The organism is Candidatus Bathyarchaeota archaeon, assembly GCA_026014685.1.
Taxonomy (GTDB): Archaea; Thermoproteota; Bathyarchaeia; order Bathyarchaeales; family Bathycorpusculaceae; genus Bathycorpusculum.
Map to the genome: position 1 here is coordinate 442273 of JAOZHW010000007.1, position 18450 is coordinate 460722.

The 18450-nt window shown below is 49.2% G+C and carries 18 protein-coding genes; 10 read left to right on the top strand and 8 right to left on the bottom strand.

Annotation, left to right across the window (positions count from 1 at the left end; all coding sequences use genetic code 11):
* Positions 1–22 precede the first annotated feature (22 nt).
* Positions 23–1060 (bottom strand): hypothetical protein, encoded by a 1038-nt coding sequence (locus NWE96_06705; protein ID MCW3983670.1) that lies wholly within the window; start codon positions 1058–1060, stop codon positions 23–25.
* Positions 1061–1221: 161 nt separating this feature from the next.
* Between NWE96_06705 and NWE96_06710 the strand changes: the two genes are divergently transcribed.
* Complete coding sequence (locus NWE96_06710) at positions 1222–1950, top strand: glycosyltransferase (GenBank protein ID MCW3983671.1); 729 nt, start codon at positions 1222–1224, stop codon at positions 1948–1950.
* Between the two features lie 82 nt (positions 1951–2032).
* Here the strand turns inward: NWE96_06710 and NWE96_06715 are convergent, their stop codons facing one another.
* Positions 2033–2194 (bottom strand): 50S ribosomal protein L40e, encoded by a 162-nt coding sequence (locus tag NWE96_06715; protein ID MCW3983672.1) that lies wholly within the window; start codon positions 2192–2194, stop codon positions 2033–2035.
* Positions 2195–2286: 92 nt separating this feature from the next.
* The gene (locus tag NWE96_06720) at positions 2287–2745 is read right to left on the bottom strand and encodes an Lrp/AsnC family transcriptional regulator (protein MCW3983673.1); all 459 of its coding nucleotides are present in this window, start codon (positions 2743–2745) and stop codon (positions 2287–2289) included.
* A 241-nt stretch (positions 2746–2986) separates the two neighbouring features.
* On the opposite strand from NWE96_06720, the gene albA reads away from it, so the two are divergent.
* Genes albA through aspS form a run of 3 tightly spaced genes read left to right on the top strand, consistent with a single transcriptional unit; the run spans position 2987 to position 5178 of the window.
* Positions 2987–3277, top strand: a complete 291-nt coding sequence (albA, locus tag NWE96_06725; GenBank protein MCW3983674.1) for a DNA-binding protein Alba — start codon at positions 2987–2989, stop codon at positions 3275–3277.
* 54 nt (positions 3278–3331) lie between these two features.
* Positions 3332–3841 (top strand): hypothetical protein, encoded by a 510-nt coding sequence (locus tag NWE96_06730; GenBank protein ID MCW3983675.1) that lies wholly within the window; start codon positions 3332–3334, stop codon positions 3839–3841.
* A gap of 17 nt (positions 3842–3858) precedes the next feature.
* Positions 3859–5178 (top strand): aspartate--tRNA(Asn) ligase, encoded by a 1320-nt coding sequence (gene aspS / locus NWE96_06735; protein MCW3983676.1) that lies wholly within the window; start codon positions 3859–3861, stop codon positions 5176–5178.
* Positions 5179–5247: 69 nt separating this feature from the next.
* Here aspS and NWE96_06740 read toward each other — a convergent pair whose 3' ends face one another.
* Both NWE96_06740 and NWE96_06745 read right to left on the bottom strand, forming a co-directional pair.
* Entirely contained in the window at positions 5248–6693 is a 1446-nt protein-coding gene (locus NWE96_06740) for an asparagine synthetase B (protein MCW3983677.1), read from the bottom strand.
* A gap of 92 nt (positions 6694–6785) precedes the next feature.
* Positions 6786–7358 (bottom strand): hypothetical protein, encoded by a 573-nt coding sequence (locus NWE96_06745; GenBank protein ID MCW3983678.1) that lies wholly within the window; start codon positions 7356–7358, stop codon positions 6786–6788.
* Positions 7359–7528: 170 nt separating this feature from the next.
* Here NWE96_06745 and purB point away from each other — a divergent pair, with 170 nt between their 5' ends.
* Positions 7529–8866, top strand: a complete 1338-nt coding sequence (purB, locus tag NWE96_06750; protein MCW3983679.1) for an adenylosuccinate lyase — start codon at positions 7529–7531, stop codon at positions 8864–8866.
* On the opposite strand, the gene NWE96_06755 is transcribed toward purB, so the two are convergent.
* Positions 8863–11151 (bottom strand): DEAD/DEAH box helicase, encoded by a 2289-nt coding sequence (locus tag NWE96_06755; GenBank protein ID MCW3983680.1) that lies wholly within the window; start codon positions 11149–11151, stop codon positions 8863–8865. The genes purB and NWE96_06755 overlap by 4 nt on opposite strands.
* A gap of 202 nt (positions 11152–11353) precedes the next feature.
* Positions 11354–12544, bottom strand: coding sequence for an ABC transporter substrate-binding protein (locus NWE96_06760; protein ID MCW3983681.1), 1191 nt, complete (start codon positions 12542–12544; stop codon positions 11354–11356).
* A 375-nt stretch (positions 12545–12919) separates the two neighbouring features.
* On the opposite strand from NWE96_06760, the gene NWE96_06765 reads away from it, so the two are divergent.
* The 5 genes from NWE96_06765 (at position 12920) to NWE96_06785 (ending at position 17370) form a co-directional block, all read left to right on the top strand.
* A complete protein-coding gene (locus NWE96_06765) occupies positions 12920–14143 on the top strand; it encodes a cysteine desulfurase (GenBank protein MCW3983682.1) in 1224 nt (407 codons plus the stop codon).
* Positions 14144–14145: 2 nt separating this feature from the next.
* Positions 14146–14658 (top strand): iron-sulfur cluster assembly scaffold protein, encoded by a 513-nt coding sequence (locus NWE96_06770; GenBank protein ID MCW3983683.1) that lies wholly within the window; start codon positions 14146–14148, stop codon positions 14656–14658.
* Positions 14655–15878 carry a cysteine desulfurase gene (locus NWE96_06775; protein MCW3983684.1) on the top strand — a complete coding sequence of 408 codons (1224 nt, stop codon included), beginning with the start codon at positions 14655–14657 and terminating at the stop codon, positions 15876–15878. Before NWE96_06770 ends, NWE96_06775 begins: the two co-directional genes overlap by 4 nt.
* Before the next feature lies 1 nt (position 15879).
* Positions 15880–16149: a hypothetical protein gene (locus NWE96_06780; GenBank protein MCW3983685.1), complete on the top strand. Its 270-nt coding sequence runs from the start codon at positions 15880–15882 to the stop codon at positions 16147–16149.
* A 66-nt stretch (positions 16150–16215) separates the two neighbouring features.
* Positions 16216–17370 carry a glycosyltransferase family 4 protein gene (locus tag NWE96_06785; protein MCW3983686.1) on the top strand — a complete coding sequence of 385 codons (1155 nt, stop codon included), beginning with the start codon at positions 16216–16218 and terminating at the stop codon, positions 17368–17370.
* Here the strand turns inward: NWE96_06785 and NWE96_06790 are convergent.
* Positions 17367–18341, bottom strand: coding sequence for a glycosyltransferase family 2 protein (locus NWE96_06790; GenBank protein MCW3983687.1), 975 nt, complete (start codon positions 18339–18341; stop codon positions 17367–17369). The genes NWE96_06785 and NWE96_06790 overlap by 4 nt on opposite strands.
* Positions 18342–18450: the final 109 nt, after the last annotated feature.

Genomic DNA, 18450 nt, shown 5'->3' on the forward strand with positions numbered 1-18450 from the left:
TTTCAGCCACATTTGGCTTCTTTTAGCCTAATTGGACAGTTACTTGTTTGGTGTTTGTGTTTTGGCCGTTGCCGTCTTTAAGCACTACAGAAACTGTTGAACCTACATCTGTTTCATCAAAGATTGTATCTTTTTGATAGTAGATTATCATCCATTGGCCGTGGTCAACGGTGTGTGTGGTTGGTCCAACTTCAAGAGTGTGCCCTTGGATGGTGTTTTTACCAGTGTAGTAGGGTAAATTAGAAGTAAACGGTGTCGTGTCATAGTAAATCCACCAATCCCCATTCACCTGTACACCATCAACGTATAGGGCGTTCCAAGAGAGAGACACCGCGGAACCGCTTGGGTTCGTAAGAACAATCGCCACCTGATCGCCATCAAACTCACGGTAATACGCCGAAACATACACCAGTTGAAGCGGGCTTGCTTCAGAACCACCGGACCCAGAGGAGCCTGACACATTTGCAATTCCTCCTGCTCCCTGCACGTTGGTTTCTTTGTAATACATCGCCTGAGACGTAAAGATGGTTATAGAAACGGTTAAGCCGACGTCGCTTACGGTGATGCTGTCAGGGTTTAACATGTAAATTATCAGAGTTTTACCTGACTGCAGAGTAAGATCAGTTGTTGCTTGCTTGAATACCCGTTCCACGCCGCCGATGGAGATCACACCGCCATCCACCAAAGTTGAATTGTAAAGTAAATCCCCAGAAATAGAGTCGGAAACGACTGCATAGAACACTTTAGACCATTCACATTCTTGACCGCGAACGGTTAACTTATCGATTACAACGTCTCTTCCGCCCGTGTTGATTGCTATGATTGCTGCTTGGGTGGTTCCAGTGTTGAAGTCATGCCAAATGTGTTGTTTAGTTAAAGCTAAGCTTTCTTCTTGGGCACGGGTGCTGGTGACGTTTATGGCAAAGTAGCTAACCACGCCTGCTAAGAGGACGGCTGTTACGAGGATAATCAGAGAGGTGACTACTGTGCTTAGTGCAAATTTGCTTTTTGCTATTCGGCGGAGTTGCTGTTTTATGGGGTGGGGGGTCACACGTTCCAATCCATGTGCTTCAAGGGTTGGGGGTATTTAATAGGTTGTGTATTGGGAATCGACATCCAGTATTCAGGTTCTGAACTTGAACTTGTTTTTGATATGCAACTATTTCTATTTCCATACACAATTTGGCAATCTTTTTATCTGCCCCACAAAACATAATGCTCATGCCACCCAGCTCTGACCCCAACTTCAAGGTTGATTTTGTTGTGCCTTCCCGCGACGAAGCCAACCCAACACTGCTAAAGCAGATCAGAGCCATGAAGGGTGCAGGACAAATCATAAACACCCATGAAAAACCCCTCAGCGTGGCACGAAAACACGGCGTTTTATCAGCGTCAACGGAGTGGGTTGCCATGATCGACGACGACATGTTGCTGCCGCCAGATTGGCTCCAAAAAGTCTCCGCTCACATCAGACCCGATGTCGGAGCCATCGGAACAGTCGCAGTCCACAAAAACCCCCACGCCGCCGCATACGAACGTGTCGTCGGAACCGTCTACAACCTCAGCAAGTTGGACACTAACCCGCACATAAACAACATCCTTATCCGTCGCGTCCTCATGAAGGACTATAATCCGCCTAAAGTTTTCTTTGGAGAAGATCAATACTTCAAAAGCTACGTGTTAAAGACGGGTTACAAGTGGAAGGTGCTGCCGTTTTTGGGTGCAACCCATTTGGGGACCTCAAAAAATTATGTAACCGTCGGCATCTCGTATAGGCGGTATGGGCACTTTGGCTTCTACAAGCTGGCACGACGGATGGCGGCAAGGTTTATTTTTACGCCGTACGCGGCGCTGTCACGGTTAAGTTTGGTCACGTTTTGGTATCTAACCAAGCTTAACGTCGAGTTCTTGGCGGGGTTCGCTAAGGAATTAGTTACAGAAAAACTCTAACCCTCCTTTTAGGTGCAGAGGAAGCAAAAGGGCGTACACTAAATTTTTTGAACTGTTAAAAGGGGAATAAGAAAGTGGGTTATTACTTTACGATTTCTCGTTTCTTCCAGCGCAGGTTTTTACCCTTGCATTTTCTGCATTTGAGCGCTGTTTCCGCGTTGCGTGCGCCGCAGTCTCTGCAGATTTTCATGTATAGGCGATGCTTCTGCGCGATGGTTTTCTTGACTGGGTCTAATATCGGCATTTATGTGTTCCTTCCGTTTAGGGTTACATTTTGATGCCTAAGTCTCTGATATACCTTTTGTCTACTACACCCTTATTCATGCGCGAAGAGGGCTACTTGATTACTTCTATGGTAACATAACTACGGGTGTCTTCTATACCGTCGATGCTGTAGAGCTTTTTGAGAAACTCGTCAAGGTTCTCCCGTTCCACCATAATCAAAGCATCCACCTCACCTGCAATACGAAAAGCCCGCGAAACCGCCAACTCACGAATTTGCTCATACACATGAACCCGCTTCATGGGGGCAACTTTGAGCAGAATAAACGCAGGGGTTGTGGAGATACCCAGTGCAGATAGACCTTTTTCGGTGACGTCTATGAAGCCTCGACCTGTGCGGATGTAGCCGCGGTTTTTAAGTTTCCGCAGATGAACGTTGAGGGCTTGGCGGCTTACACCCAGTTGGGTTGAAAGCTCGTCTTGTTTGACTCTGAGTGTGTAGGTGTTAGTGGATTTTCCTTTTTCGAAGAGGGTTTTTAGGAGTTGGATTGATCGTTTAGTTAATGGCTCCAATTTGCTCACTATTGGTAAGTTTTGGTAAGATAAACCTTTACAATAGTTGTGGTTGCTTAAGAATTTGATGGCTTAAAACCATAACAAAAAAGCATCTAAGCATCAGTTAGCGATAAAAAAGTAGAAGGTTTTAACAGCGATTGATTTGCCGCCAGAAAACTTCAGCCATACCACAATGTATTTATGTGGAAAAAAATGTAAATGAAGCCACTTAAAAGTAAACTAGGAGTGAAGCGAAACCGTGACAGAAGCCCCCAACGCGGTCCTCATCGGCAAGAAGCCAATCATGAACTACGTCCTTGCGGTCATCACCTTCTTCCACGGCGGAGCCAAAGACGTCAGCATAAAAGCACGCGGCAAAAGCATCTGCAGAGCCATCGACGTCGCCGAAGTAGTCCGACACAGATTCCTCCCCGACGCCAAAATCAAAGCCATCAAAATCGGAACAGACCAGTTTCTTCCCATAGACGCAGAGGAAGGCACACAGGGCGGCACAAACGTCAGCACCATCGAAATCGTGTTGACACGTTAGGTCACAGGTTAAACTTACGCGGATCTCCTTCTTTGCAGGAAAACCGACTCGCAAATGAAAACAGAACTATGCAGTTTCTGCCTCAAAAGCGGCATACTATGCCAGAAGTGTTCAGCTAAAGTTAAAGCTGGCGAAATCAGTGACTTAGACCTCAAAATCGCCCGCTTACTGCTTAACTTAGAAGAAAAGTATCCCACCCTGCAAAACGTCTGCTTCTATAGGGCAGTGGACGTTGACAAAACCTTAGCCATCCTCGTTGGGCACGGTGATGTCCCCAAGATTTTGGGTTACGGCGGCAAAATCGTCAAAGCCATCGGCGACGAAACCAACAGAAACGTGCGTGTACTCGAGTACGGTGTTGATGACCGCAAATTCCTCGAAGACCTCTTTGTTCCCTTCAGCATCTTAACCATCAACACGATTTGGCTTCCAGACGGAACCACTGAAACCCGAGTAATCCTACGCAGAAAACGTGGCGCGCAATTGCCCATGGACCTAAAAGCCCTCAAGGAAATCGCGACTAAAGTACGCAAGATGTCTTTGCGTGTTGAAATTGCAGACTAAAAAGGTTGGCAAGCAGTATGAACTTGGACTCTATCGGCGACTGGGTTAGAACTCATTATTCATCTCAAGTAACCCCTGACTTAGACGGCAAAGAAATCACCCTGTTTGGTTGGGTTCAAGAAGTGCGCGACCTTGGCGGATTGCGCTTTCTCATACTGCAAGACCGTGAAGGCACAGTCCAAATTACCATACCTAAAAAAAGGGTCGCTCCAGAAGTTTTAGCAAAATCCGATGTGCTACAGAAACGTTTCAGCTTCGCAGTTAAGGGCACAGTTAAAAAAACCAACATGACCAAACGCGGCGTCGAAGTTGTCCCAACAAGCATCAAGGTTTTTAGCACCGCAACTGAGCAGTTACCCATAGACATCACGGGCAAAACCCCTGCCAACATCGAAGTCCGCCTAGATGCACGGCCTCTTGATCTCACTTTGGAATCTAGTTTAGCTATCTTTAAAATTCAGCATGTAGCGTTGGAGGCTATCCGCAGCTTCCTCTTTGAGAAAGGCTTCATGGAGGCACATAGCCCACGCATCATTGCTTCGGCAACGGAGGGTGGAGCGGAACTTTTCTGCATCGACTACTTTGGGCAGAAGGCTTACCTTGCGCAGAGTCCCCAACTCTACAAAGAAGAGTTGACGCTTAGTTTTGAAAAGGTTTTCGAAGTCGGGCCCTTCTTCCGTGCAGAAGAATCCCATACCAGACGCCATCTTAGCGAATTCACCTCGGTCGACATCGAGTTGGCTTTTGCTGACGCTGACGACGTTATGGAGTTGCTTGAACAAGTTATCCATCACACTTTCAGTGTAGTTAAAGAGAAGTGCCAAGCGGAACTCGCTGTTTTGGGTCACACCCTAGAAGTTCCAGCTTTACCGTTTAAGCGGTTAACTTACACGCAGGTGCTAGCTGACCTCAAAGCGCAGGGTGTCGAGGTTCCATGGGGTGAAGACATATCCACAGAAGCCTTCCGCGTCTTGGGCAAAAGCTACCCCGGATTCTACTTCATAACTGACTGGCCAACACATGCCAAAGCCTTCTACATTAAACCCCGCGACGACAACCCAGAAGTCAGCGAGGGCTTCGACTTGATGTTTGGCTACATAGAGTTAACTTCAGGCGGTACACGTATCTGCGACAAAAACCAGCTTATAGCGCGCCTAAAAGAGAAAGGCCTCAACCCTGAATCGTTTAAGATGCACTTGCAAGCTTTTGATTACGGTATGCCTCCGCATGCGGGTTGGGCTATTGGTTTAGAGCGGCTCACGATGATTTTGACGGGCATAAAGAACATCCGCGAAGTTACCCTGTACCCAAGAGACCGCGTAAGACTAACCCCGTAAACAACAAAGAAGCCACGCGACCTCTCAGCGGTGACCTCCCCTCCCTTATATAAAGCAGCCAATTCGCAACTACGCTTTAGTCTTCAAGAACAGTTCCCCAACGTACTCGTTAACTGTCTTGCCGTGTTTTTTAGCTATCCTCTTGACCGCGTCGTTTATCCCCGTCGAGTACTGCACCGCCTTCTTAGGCTTAGCTGCAATTACCGCTGGAACACCGAGGTTCTCAGCGACTTTGCGCAGCACCAACTTGCGTGGCGTGTCGGGTTTGTTCTCGATTTTGCATTCCACAGGCAAAGCCATGGCGAACTCGGCGACCTCAAACGAGGCAAAGGGGCACCGCAACTCCACGTCGTGGAACCCTGTGATTTTGAGGTCCCGCTCCAAATTACTCTCATGAATGCCGACGACGTCGCTGAACATGGTGCGTCGGACTTTTTCAACTCCGTCTTTGCAGTGCTCGGTGACGTAGCGTTGGTAGCCGCCGAACAACTCGTCTGCGCCCTGCCCCGCCAATAGCGCTTTGTGTTTTGCTTCTGCTGCTTGCTGTGCTGCCCAGTAGAAGGGGACACCGATGGCGGCTTTGATGGGGTCAGCTTCCTCGATTAACTCAACCACTTTGGGCAATGCAGCTTCCACGTCGGAGTCTTTGTAGAGGTGAATTTGCATGGGCAAATCCAATGCTTCTGAGGCTTCGAGGGCTTCCTCGGTTTCAGGCTGATTCTCCAAACTCACATGCAACAACTCAACCTTGACGCCTTGCTTGCTCGCCAAGTAGGCAACGACGCTGCTGTCTAAGCCACCTGAAAATGCAACTGCAACTTCCTTTAAGCCCTGTACGCGGCGCTTAACCGACTCCACAAGGAGCTTTTGAAGTTCCTTTGCTGCTTGGTCGAGCGTTATCTCCTTGGGTGCTGTGTACTTGAGGGTTTTTATGGGTTTGAATTTGAAGCCGTTTTTGTCTGCGAACCCCAAAGTTCCCGGCGGAAACGACGCGGGGTTCTCGATTCCGAGTCGCCAGAGCGCTTTACGGTTGGTGGCGTAGGCGGCGATGTCTTGGTTTTCGCCATAATAGAGGGGTTGCACGCCTATGGGATCTCTGCCTGCGGCTACCCAGCCCTCTTTGAGCATCCAAAACGCGTAGTCGCCGTCTACCTGTTCAATGAGGGGTTGGAGGCTGGTTTCGCAGTGCTGCCGCTCTTTAGCTAGCTGACTGGTTAGAGCGGCTTTGGGCACGGGCGCGTATACTCTGCCTTCAAATGCAACAGTTGCTTCTTCTAATTGCAGGAAGTCGTAGCTGCTTGAGGCGATGGGTCTTGTGCTGATGCAGCCAAGCACGGTGGATGTGTCAAGCCCCTGCCTGTTAACTATGCCTAAGGGTTTTTCAAAGAAGCCTTTCTTGGGCGTAACCACCGCAAAATGCGAAACCTGCCCCACATCAAAAGATTGCAGCACATCTAGCATCCGCGTAACTGCGTTGTCGCCATGCTTATCTAACACTGCAACAGTAACTTTCAATCAATCACCCAAACATTGCTAGTGAATCGGTAAACAATAACCTTCCTTCGAAGCAAAACAACTATGGACTCAAGTTTAAAAAGGAACTTAAATCAACTTAACTCCAGTTGCTTTTTTGCTGCGCCATGCCGCAGAAATGCCCTTGCGATAAACGGCACAATGACCCCTGCAAGAATCCTCGACAGGAAGGCAAGCGCGACACCTGAAAGGGTTATTCCCAGAATGGGGGAATACAGGCTTGAATAAATCACAATCAACGAGCCCATCACTCCCGCTGTAACTCCCGCCATTATGAGCCGCCGAACATTCAGGGAGCGTTTTCCTAAAGCGCCCGCGATGTAGCCGATTAACATGGCGCTTACCAAGTTGCCCAAGAGACTCATGTCGGCTGAGCCCTGTGACGCGTAGAGTTGGTCTGCGTAAAATAACGCGTAGAGGCTGCCTAAAAGAAAACCTGATGCGCCGCCAGCCCACTGATTCCAAATTAGCCCGATGAGCATGGGAACGCCTACGACAACTATGGCTTCTAGTAATGCGTATTTTAGTCCGATAATTGCAACAGAGGATTGGGTTGAAACTACAACGATTAATAATGCAACGATGGTGGGAATGGTTACTCCGAAAATTATGTCGGCTGTTTTTCCCTCTCTTAGGCGATGAGACAACAGTGTTCCCTTCAAACCTTATTGAAAGCTGATTTGTATTTTAGATTTTGGGTGCTCACCTATAACTCTATTTAGGCCCTTGACGAGTTTACGAAACAGAAACTGACCATTCAATCGCACAAAACATTAATCTTCAATCGTCAATACCTTGTGCTTGAGGAAACTCTAACTTGCCAATCTTACCTATAGACACAGGCCGCTACGGAACGCCTGAGATGCTTAAAATCTTCGACGAAGAAACCCGTGTGCAGAAACTTTTAGATGTGGAAGCTGCCCTTGCGTTGGCGCATGCTGAAGTGGGCAACATACCCAAAAAGGACGCCGCGAAAATTGCCGATATGGCATCCACCAAATACGTTAAAGTTGAACGCGTAAAGGCGATTGAGAAGGAAATCAAGCATGACATCGCCTCGTTGGTGCGGGCGCTCTCTGAGCAATGTGGCTCAAGCGGCGCATACGTGCACCTCGGCGCAACCAGCTACGACATCGTAGACACAGCCAACGCCCTGCAACTAAAAGACGCCATCGCCGTCCTCGAAAAACGCCTCACCGAATTCAAAACTATCCTCCAAAAACAAGCCGCCACACACAAAGCCACAGTCATGATTGGCAGAACCCACGGCCAACACGCCCTCCCCATCACTTTAGGCTTTAAATTCGCTGTTTGGGGTTACGAAGTCAACCGCCACCTTCAACGCCTCGACGAATGCAAAAAACGCGCGTTAGCAGGCAAAGTTAGCGGCGCAGTCGGCACCCAAGCGGGACTCGGCGAGCACGCAGTCGAAATTCAAGCGCTGGTTATGAAGCGGCTGGGCTTGTCGGCAGCGGAGATTTCCACCCAAATCGTGCAGCGGGACCGCTACGCCGAAGTCATCTCAATCTACGCCATGATCGCCAGTTCATTGGAGAATTTCGCCACCGAAATCCGCGAGCTCCAGCGCCCCGAAATCGCAGAGGTTTTCGAATCCTTCGAAGCCAAAAAGCAGGTTGGCAGTAGCACCATGCCTCACAAGCAGAACCCTGAGACCTGTGAGCGGGTTTGTGGTTTAGCAAGAATTGTCCGCAGTTTGGCTATGCCTGCGTTGGAGGATATGGTGACTTGGCATGAACGCGACCTCACCCAGTCCTCTGCGGAACGGTTCATTTTGCCCGAATCCTCCATCTTACTCGACTACATCTTGAACTTGATGTGTAACATCGTTGCCAACCTCCGAGTGGACAGCCAACGAATGCTTGCGAATATGTCCGCGACAGAGGGTCGTGCGATGTCGGAGTCCGTCATGATGGCGCTGGTCAAAAAAGGCGTCAACCGACAGGAAGCCCACGAACTCCTCCGCCAACTCACCATCAAAAGCGCCGTAGAAAAGAAGCCCTTCAAGCAAACGCTTCTCGAAGATAAACTCGTCAGCAAAACGCTTTCGGAGAAGGAGATTGAGGCGGCGCTTGACCCCAAAAACTACCTCGGAACCGCAATCAAACAGGCAGAGCAGTTCGCAAAGGGCGCCTAGAAGTCAAAGAGTCCTTTCTGCTGGGATTCCTCAGGCGCTTTACTGGCTTTGCTGAGGCTCTCCCACTCATCCTTTTTCACGTAGCCGCCAACTTGCTCTTTAATCTTCTTTGCCAAACGGGGACCCACGGAGGGCAGGGCGGTTAGTTCTTCGATGGAGGCGTGTTTTAGGTCTTCGACGGTGTGGTAGCCTGCGTTAAAGATGATTCTGCCGCGAACTCTGCCAACGCCTTCTAACGCGACGATGGGCATGAGTTCCCGCTTTATACCCTTCGAAACCCGCTCAACTAGTTCACGAGCCAACGCGGTTACTTCCTTGTTTTTAGCCACCACAGGCGACAACTCCTCGGTGGCGTGCAGCAGCCACTTCGCGTTCTCAATCGTGCGGTACAAATCGCCGGGCTGCACGTTGAACCGCTCCAAGATTTTCTCTTCAGGCAACTCCTCTATCCAGTTGTTGAGCACCATGGCGGTTTTAACTTCGCCGAGGAAGTCTGCGTAGCCTACGTGGTCGCTCCACTGGTCAGGGATTTCCACAAAAAGCTCTTGCTTGTGGTCTTCGGTGATTACAGCGAGTTTATCCATTTCGCGTTGGTAGGGACGCATGATGGGCCCCATGTCGGGGGTGTGGGCGATGAGTTGGAGCAAACTGAATTCTGTTAGCAGCGGAGGTTTGGTTTGGAGTGCGTCGCGGATGATGACGCCGCTTAGGGGGTCGATGTAGAGTTCACTTATACGTTTCCCAAAACTGGTTGCGCGGATGTCATCGCCTCCCACTACGTATATCATTTGTTCGTCGTGGAGAAAGCGCAAGATTTTGTTTATGACGCTCTGGATGGCTTTGACGTCGTATTGGTAGGCGTAGAAGGTTTTGCCGAAAAAGTTGTAGATGCCCTGCTCGGTGTGTGCATAGTCCGAGGCGATTGTGGCTAATACGTGGGTGCGGATGATTTTCTCCACCGCCAGCCGTGACCAGATGCGTTCAGGCTTAGCCAACACGTAGCTTTCCATGAGGTAGTCGGCTTCGTCAGCAGTCTTCGCAATCAATACGGATTCGCCGAACTTGTCATACTTCGGTCTCCCCGCCCGTCCAGCCATCTGCTTGTAGTCTAAGACGCTGATGGGGTAGTTGCCTAAGCCTGCTTCGAAGCGACGGTAATCTTGAATGATGACGGTACGTGCGGGGAGGTTGACGCCCCAAGCCAACGTCGGCGTCGCAGTCAAAACCTTAATTTTACGCTCTTTAAACGCATCCTCGATGATTTTACGATGCGACCCCGACAAACCCGCATGATGATAAGCCACCCCACAGCGGACCAATTCTGCAAGTTCGTCACTCATCTGCGTATGCTCGCCTGCATCGAGAATTTTCTTTGCCTCCTTCTCCAATGCACCTTTGGTTTGCTGCTCAAGGCTCTTCTTAACCAACTTAGAGCCGCTTTTGGGAACAAGCACTTTGTCCATGTGGCTGGCAACGGTCTTCGCTGCAGAAACCGCGTTCTTGCGGGTGGAGGCAAAAATCAACGCTTGCCCACCGTTGCGCAGGGTGTTTAGGACCATGTTGATGAAGGTTAGGCGGGTTTCCTGCTCGATTTTTCGGGATTCGCCGTCGCGGTACTGGATTTCGTCTTGCAGGATGACGCCTTCTTTTAGGTTGATGGGGCGCCATGTAGTGACGATGTGCCGTGCATTTAGCCACCCCGCGATTTCATCCACGTTGTTAATAGTTGCGCTTAACGCGAGGATTTGGATGCGGGGGTTACACTGCATCAACCTTGCCAGCACAATTTCCAAAGTTGGACCGCGGTCGGCTTCGTTTAGCAGGTGCACTTCGTCGGCGATGACGGCGCTTATGCTGTCCATCCACTTCGCTCGGTGTCGAAGCAGCGAATCCGCCTTCTCGTTAGTGGTCACGATTATGTCGTATCGGGCTAGCCAGTTGTCGGCGGTGTCGAAGTCGCCTGTGCTGATTCCAACAGCCACCTTGCCCCCGTCAGGCTTGGTTATGCTTGTGTATTTTTGGAATTCCTCAAACTTCTCACTAGCCAAAGCCCGCAGAGGAGAGAGGTAGATGACTTTGCCGCCGTTCTCCAAAACATGCTTTAGTGCGCAGAGTTCCGCAATCAACGTCTTGCCTGAGGCAGTGGGGCTGGCAAGCACTATGTTGCAGCCGTCGAGCACTCCTGCCCGTATGCAATCCTCCTGCGGTGGAAACAACTCACAAATGCCCAGCCCGTGGAGGATTTCTTTAACTGAATCTGCGATGGGTAACTCTGCAATCTTCAACAGGATTCGCCGACAAATATTGATGGTTGCTACTATGATTTGTCTGGGTTATTAGAAGTTTAGGTTTGCATCTCAATTTCTTTGGCGCTAAAGAGTGCGTCAGTGAAAGATTATAGACTTGCTTTGCCGCAGCAGATAAGCATCAAAAAGAAAATAAAAAGGGGAACTGAGGTGTCGTCTGGTTTTTCTTTTTTCTTGGTTGTCATGGGTAGAGGTAGACTCCGCTAAGGGTTGTTCCGTAGTATTTCTGAATCATCTCTGCGTGTATTGCGGCTGGGTTTATGTCTTTGAATAGGTCAGGGTGGAACCACTTTGCAAAGTAGAGCAAACCAATCACATCCCGCTCCACCAAAAGCGTACTCTTGATGACGTAGAGCTGGTTGTTTTGGACGGCTTTGACTCCACTCATGCCTGTTCGGCTTGCTATAGTACTGTGCAGGTTCTGGAACGCTTGAAGGGTTTCCCCAGAAGTGTAGTCAAGCATGCGGATGGCTATGTCAGGGTTCTGTTCTATGATAAACTCGGCGGTTAACTGTGGATTAGCAACAGTAGCGTTTTCAGCGAGATTTATTCCGCCTGCAGCTTCAATCAGCCTAGTGTATGAACCGCCTGGACCTGTGCTGAACCATTGCATGTACCATTCAAAGTAAACCAGAGGCTTCTGGCTCCGTGGCAGATTTGCTACACGCTGCTCAACCAGATCCCAATAATGCTGCTCATAACTGATGAGTTCTTCAGCCCTTGCCTGTGCATTGAGAATCAAACCCAGATTCCTCATGTACTGGTTGCGGCGGATTCCTGTGGTTGAGTCTTCGATGACGGCTATGCCTGCGTCTTCGAACAGTTTTCGATGGGCATCAGTTAATCTTTGGCTGGCAAGAATCAAGTCTGGCTTCAACTCTAGTATAACTTCGATGTTGGGGGATGTGTCTCTGTCACCCACCACGGGCAAATTTAGAATCGCCGATGGCAGAACCGCTTTAACATCTGTGGTCAACATGCCTGCGATGCCCACGATTTTACCTCCTCCGCCTAACGCGTAAACAGTTTCGACCGAAGTGAGGCACACTATACGATTAACTGGAAGTTGAACAGTAACGTTTGCACCGTTTGCATCTACAACGGTCACTGAACCTGTAGGCTCCATTAGGGGAACTGGTTGTGTCGATACAGAACCCCCTGTTGAAGACGACTGAGTAGTTGAGTTGGGTGTTGGAGTGGAGGTTGGAGTAACGGAAGCTGTGGTGGAGGGTTGAGGTGCGGTGGATGAACTTGGGGTGGGTGTGGGGGAAGTTGGTTGGGTTTGATTAAGTAGCGTAAATGCGCCTGTGGTGGCGGCGACTATGGCTATTGCGGCGATAGCTACTGCTATGAGGATGAAGGCTTTCTTCATCCGGAGGTCTCCTTTTGTTGCTTTTTTTGGAGCATATGGTTTGGTTCGGCTTTGGTTGGTAGAAGGTGGAGGGGTGAAGTGTTGTTTTTGTTTTGCATTCTTTTTACCCACTAAACACTTGGATGGATAATCCAACCCACACAATAGATATAAACACTAGTTTAACCCAAGTTAAGCACAAGTTGATAAACTAATTTGAAACACCCAAAACCACCAAAAAACCAAAACAACCCCACAACAACCCTTAACCTTAAAATAATCAGCACAAACCACAACCACTATACCCAAAACACTTTTGCGGCTAGCTTTTTTTACTGGAACATGCATTAGCACTGTGACGAGTTATCTATCCCAAACTTTATGGTAGGATACTGTATGGTTGAAAACGTAAAAGAACTTCTCAAACTCCACGAAGGCATAACCCACGAAGTATACCTCGACAACGAAAACAGCACCACCGTCCCCCCAGAAGTCCTCGACGCTATGCTCCCCTACTACAACAAAAAAGCCTACGGCAACCCCACCTTAACCCATAAACCAGGCTGGGAAGCCTTCGAAACCATCATGGGCTGCTTCGGAAAAATCAGCCGCTACCTCGGCGCCAAAAACCTCGAAGAAATCACCTTCACCCCAAGCGAAACCGAAGCCAACAACCTCGCCATAGTCGCATCCTGTTTTGCACAGAAAGACAAAGGCAAAAAAATCGTCATAAGCGAAATCGAACCCATCAACGTCTTGCAAGTAGCCGAGATGATGAGCAAATTCGGGTTTTCAACCACCAAAATCCCCGTCAACAACGAAGGCTTTGTCAACCTTGAAAAACTCAAAGAAGCCATCGACAACCAAACCGTCCTAGTCAGCATCGCAGCAGTAAACAACGAAGTAGGCACCATCCAACCCCTAAAAGAAGCAGTCGACATAGTCAAAGCCAAAAACCCAAACGCACTCTTCCACACTGACGCCTCAGACGCATACGGCAGAATCCCCCTAAACGTCCAGCAACTCGGCGTAGACATGGCAACCGTGAGCAGCTTCAAAATCCAAGGCCCCCGCGGAGTCGGAGCATTCTACCTCAAAGAAGGCATCAACTTGGAGCGCATCTTGGAAGGCCCCATCGGAACCCAGAAACTTTGGCCAGGCGTCGAAAACACCCCCCTAATAGTTGGCTTCACAAAAGCTTCTGAACTTGCATTTACAGACTTCGAGGGCAACGTGGCGAAACTGCGCGCTCTGCGTGACAAACTCGTAGACGGCATATTCGCTGAGCTAACCGACTTACGTTTCAACGGTCCCAGAGGCGACAAACGCAGCCCAGACAACGCCAACATAAGCATCCTGCGCTGCGAAGGCGAAGCCTTAACCATCGAACTCAGCCTCAAAGGCGTCTACGTCTCAAGCGGAAGCGCATGCAGCCGCAGACTACTCCAACCCAGCCACGTCTTAATCGCCATCGGACGCATCTTTGAGGAAGCGCACGGCAGCATTCTCATGAAAGTTACCCGCACCCATACAGAAGACGATATATCTTACGTTCTAGACGTTCTACCATCAGCAGTGAATCGTATAAGAGGGATAGTTGGCTCAACAGGAGTACACTAAACATGTCACGTATACCTTTACCGTATAACCCCAAAGTCATGGACCTCTTCCGCAACCCCAAAAACTTGGGCAAAATGGAAGACGCAACCGTCGTCGCAGTCGCAGGCAACCCTGCATGCGGAGACATGATCACCTTCTACCTAAAAATCAACGACCGACAAGTCATCGAAAAAGCAACGTTTGAAAGCTACGGCTGCGCAGCCAACATCGCCACCAGCAGCATAGTCACCGAAATGATCAAAGACCTAACACTCGAAAAAGCCTGGACAGACATAACCTGGAAAAAAGTCACCGAAGAAATCGGCGGCTTACCCAGCGTCAAATTCCACTGCGGCGTTTTAGCGGTCGGCGCACTCAAACGCGCCATCCGCCTCTACTTCGACCAAAAAAACATCGCCTACCCAAGCTGGCTCTCAAAAGAACACACTTTTGAGGAGAAGCAGGCGCTTGAAGAAGAGGAACTGGCAAAGACACTCTCTAAGAGGATGAAACCTGAGGCAGAAAAGCAACAGTGAACACCCAAGCAGTCAGACAAGACTTCCCCATTCTAAACCGCCAAATCAACGGCAACCCCCTAATCTACTTTGACAACGCCGCCACTACCCAGAAACCCCGCCAAGTCATAGACGCCATAGTCGAATACTACACCCGCCACAACGGCAACGTCCACCGAGGCGTCCACACCCTCTCAACCGAAGCCACAGAACTCTACGAAACCGCCCGCGAAGACACCGCGAAGTTCATCAACGCAAAATCCCCCAGCGAAATCGTTTTCGTACGCGGCACAACCGAAGCCATCAACCTAGTCGCGTACTCTTTGGGTTGCAGCAACCTTGGGCGGGGCGACGAAGTACTGGTCTCGCTTATGGAGCACCACAGCAACATCGTACCATGGGAAATCCTCTCCAAATGCAAAGGCTTCAAATTAAACTACGCTAAAGTCCACGACGACGGCACCTTAGACTACAAGGACTTCGAAAGCAAAATCACATCCAAAACCCGAATCGCCTGCCTAAGCCACGTCTCCAACGTCACAGGCGTCATAAACGACGTCAAACGCATCGCCAAAGTCGCCCACGAAAACGGCGCCTTAATGCTGGTTGACGGCGCCCAATCCGTGCCCCACATGAAAGTTGACGTGCAAGACATGGATATGGATTTTTTGGCGTTCTCGGGGCACAAGATGCTGGCTCCAACAGGCATCGGTGTCCTCTACGGAAAAAAAGCCGTTCTCCAAAAACTGTCCCCGTTCCAAGGCGGAGGCGAAATGATAAAAGAAGTCTCCTACAGCCAAGAACGCTGTACTGTAACTTGGAATGAGTTGCCCTACAAGTTTGAGGCAGGCACCCCAAACATCGCGGGTGCTGTGGGTTTAGGAGCAGCTGTTAGGTACCTCTCGGAATTAGGCATGGACAACGTGTTTGCCCACGAAAAAGAGTTAACCGAATACGCCTACAAACGCCTCAGAGACTGCAGCAACATCACCCTCTACGGCCCAAGCGATCTGTCCAGAAAATGCGGCATCGTCCCCTTCGGCCTCAAAGGCTTCTCATCTCACGAGGCAGCCGCGCTGTTTAACGAGTACGGAATCGCCATCCGCAGCGGCTACCACTGCGCCCAACCGTTGCATCAACTTTTCAAGCTGGAGTCCTCTGCTCGGGCAAGCTTCTACATCTACAACACGCCCGCTGAAGTGGACCGCTTCGTAGAGATTTTGCGGGGGCTTGAGGGGTAATATGTCAACTGTCGCTGACTATGTGTCTCGTATCGAGGGCACTTGCGGCGCAGAAAGCGATCTGATTGTTAACTTCAAGTATGAAAAAAAAGACGAAGCCATAGCCAACATACTTAAGAAAGCCACGCTTAAAAACAACCTTGCAGGCATCATCTTCGAGTTAACTTACGAAAACCGCTCTTTTCGTCTCTACACAAGCGGCAAAGCCATCTTTCGAGGGTTCCTAAGTAAACCCGAACTCATGGACTTCCTAGCTAAACTTTTACTCTGATCTGTTTTTACACAAGCATTTTTAGCCAACATAAAGAGTAATCATAAACCACAGGTAAAGTTTAACTTGCGAAAAGTCGGTGTCTTGAGGGGACCAAACCTAAACCCATATGAAGGGCAATATTTTGAGAAACTACCTCAATTTGGCTATCAACCCATAGGCATAACGACACGCGACAAAGTAAAACAACTCTCAGACATCAGCTTCCCATTGAGGGCGGGTCACAATCTTCGGTCACTTACAAAGGGCAAACTAAAACCCTTGTTCTCCCTAGTCGGCAAAGCAACAAAGTACAATTTTGAATCCTGGAACCTCCGAGTAGTCGGCTTAAACAAAATAGCCAAAGACCTCGACATCATCCACTCAGCAGACATATGGTACCCCTTCACGTACCAAGCAGTAAAAACAGGCAAACCAACCGTGGCAACACAGTGGGAAAACCTCCCCTTTAACGTCAAGGGAAAACCTTACCTAAAAATCCAAGAATACAACCGCAAACACGTAACCCACTTCATAGCCATAACAGAAAAAGCCAAAGAAGCCCTAACCATAGAAGGCGTCAACCCAGACAAAATTTCGGTGATCCCCGCAGGTCTAGACTGCCAAAGATTCAAACCAACAACCAAAGCAGCACCCGGCAGGTTTAATGTTTCAGAGGATAAAACCAAAATCCTCTTTGTGGGACGCCTGACCCCCGAAAAAGGCATATTCGACTTACTCCACGCGTTCTCAATAGTACTAAAAAATCATGCAAATGTTGAGTTGCTAATCGCGGGAACTGGAACAATAAAAATGCAAACAGAAATCCACAACCTATCTGAAAAACTGAAAATACAAGGCCACCTCCGATTCCTCGGCAGCGTCAAGTATTCAGAAATGCCTCAGGTCCACAACTTAGCTGACATCTTCTGTTTGCCAAGTGTCGAAACAGATTTCTGGGCGGAACAATTCGGCTACTCAATAGTTGAAGCCATGGCAACCGAAAAACCCGTAATCTCCACCTTTACAGGCTCCATCCCCGAAATCGTCAAGAACCGCGTTACAGGCATATTGGTTGAACAAAAAAACCCCCCAGCACTTGCTTCGGCTTTAGATGAGCTTTTGCTTGACAAAAAAGAGCGGGAACGCATGGGACGCAATGGACGCGTCTGGGTTTTGGAGGCTTTTGAAGCAAACAAGGTTGCCAAGCAACTGGCAACAGTCTACGAGCGCATTGTTTAGTTGGAGAGTTGCAGTTTTCTTTTGTACTGGAACCTCTGCTGACGTTTAGCCAAGATGCCTCTGAGGTCGCGTATGCTGGGGCTCCATGTGCCAACAAGAAACGCAAGTCTCTTCGAAGCGTCAGAACGCAAGACAAGGGGGAAGCCTCCTTTTCTGTTACGGCCAATAAAGCAAGCTATGACTGATGGAAACTCGAACCTAACAAGACGCTTCAGGATGTCTTTGGTTTGGTAGTTGAGTAAGAAAAATCGGATGGCGCTTTTCCTGAAAATGAACGCTTTTTTGGAACCCATCTTCGCGGTGTCAACGCCGCAATGGTGAATCAGCGTTGGCTTGGGAGTGTAGATTATCTTGTAGCCTCGGAGTCTTGCACGGACACACCAATCGCTGTCCTCACAGTAAATAGGAGAATACCCCTCATCTAATAACCCGATTTCTCTAATGACCTTCGCCTTAATCAGCAACACTGCACCAGTAACATAATCCACAAATTCAACCCTATCAAACTGCCCCCCGTCAACCTCGCGTTCACCACGATGGGAAGCCCCTCGAAGCGTTATAACGCCACCGGCATGCTGAATTCGCCCATCCCCAAAAAGAAGCTTGCAGCCAGCAACGCCGATCTGGGGGTCAGATTCCAATACGGTTGTGAGTTTTTCGAGCCATTGGCTGTCAGTGATTTCTATGTCATTGTTCAACAGTAAAACCTGTTCGGCGCCGTTTGCAAGGGCAACTCGGATACCCTGATTGTTCGCTGCTGAGAACCCTTTGTTGGAGTTGTTTTTTATTAGTTGGATTTGTGGGAAGTCTTTTTGCAGCATCTCGACTGAGCCGTCGGTGCTTCCGTTATCCACTAGGATGACTCTGCAATTGTCGCTTTTGGTGTTGGCAAAGAAGGTTAACAAGCATTTATGCAGGATGGCTTTGCCATTCCAGTTGATGATGACCACGTAGGTAAGCGGATAAACCAACAGGTGACTCCTCAACAGTTGAGTATAGCTTTTGTCTATTTATAAAAAACCTTTGAGTCAAAAATCAACCAGTACCATCTCCAAAGAGCTGAATTGAAACATGGATTTC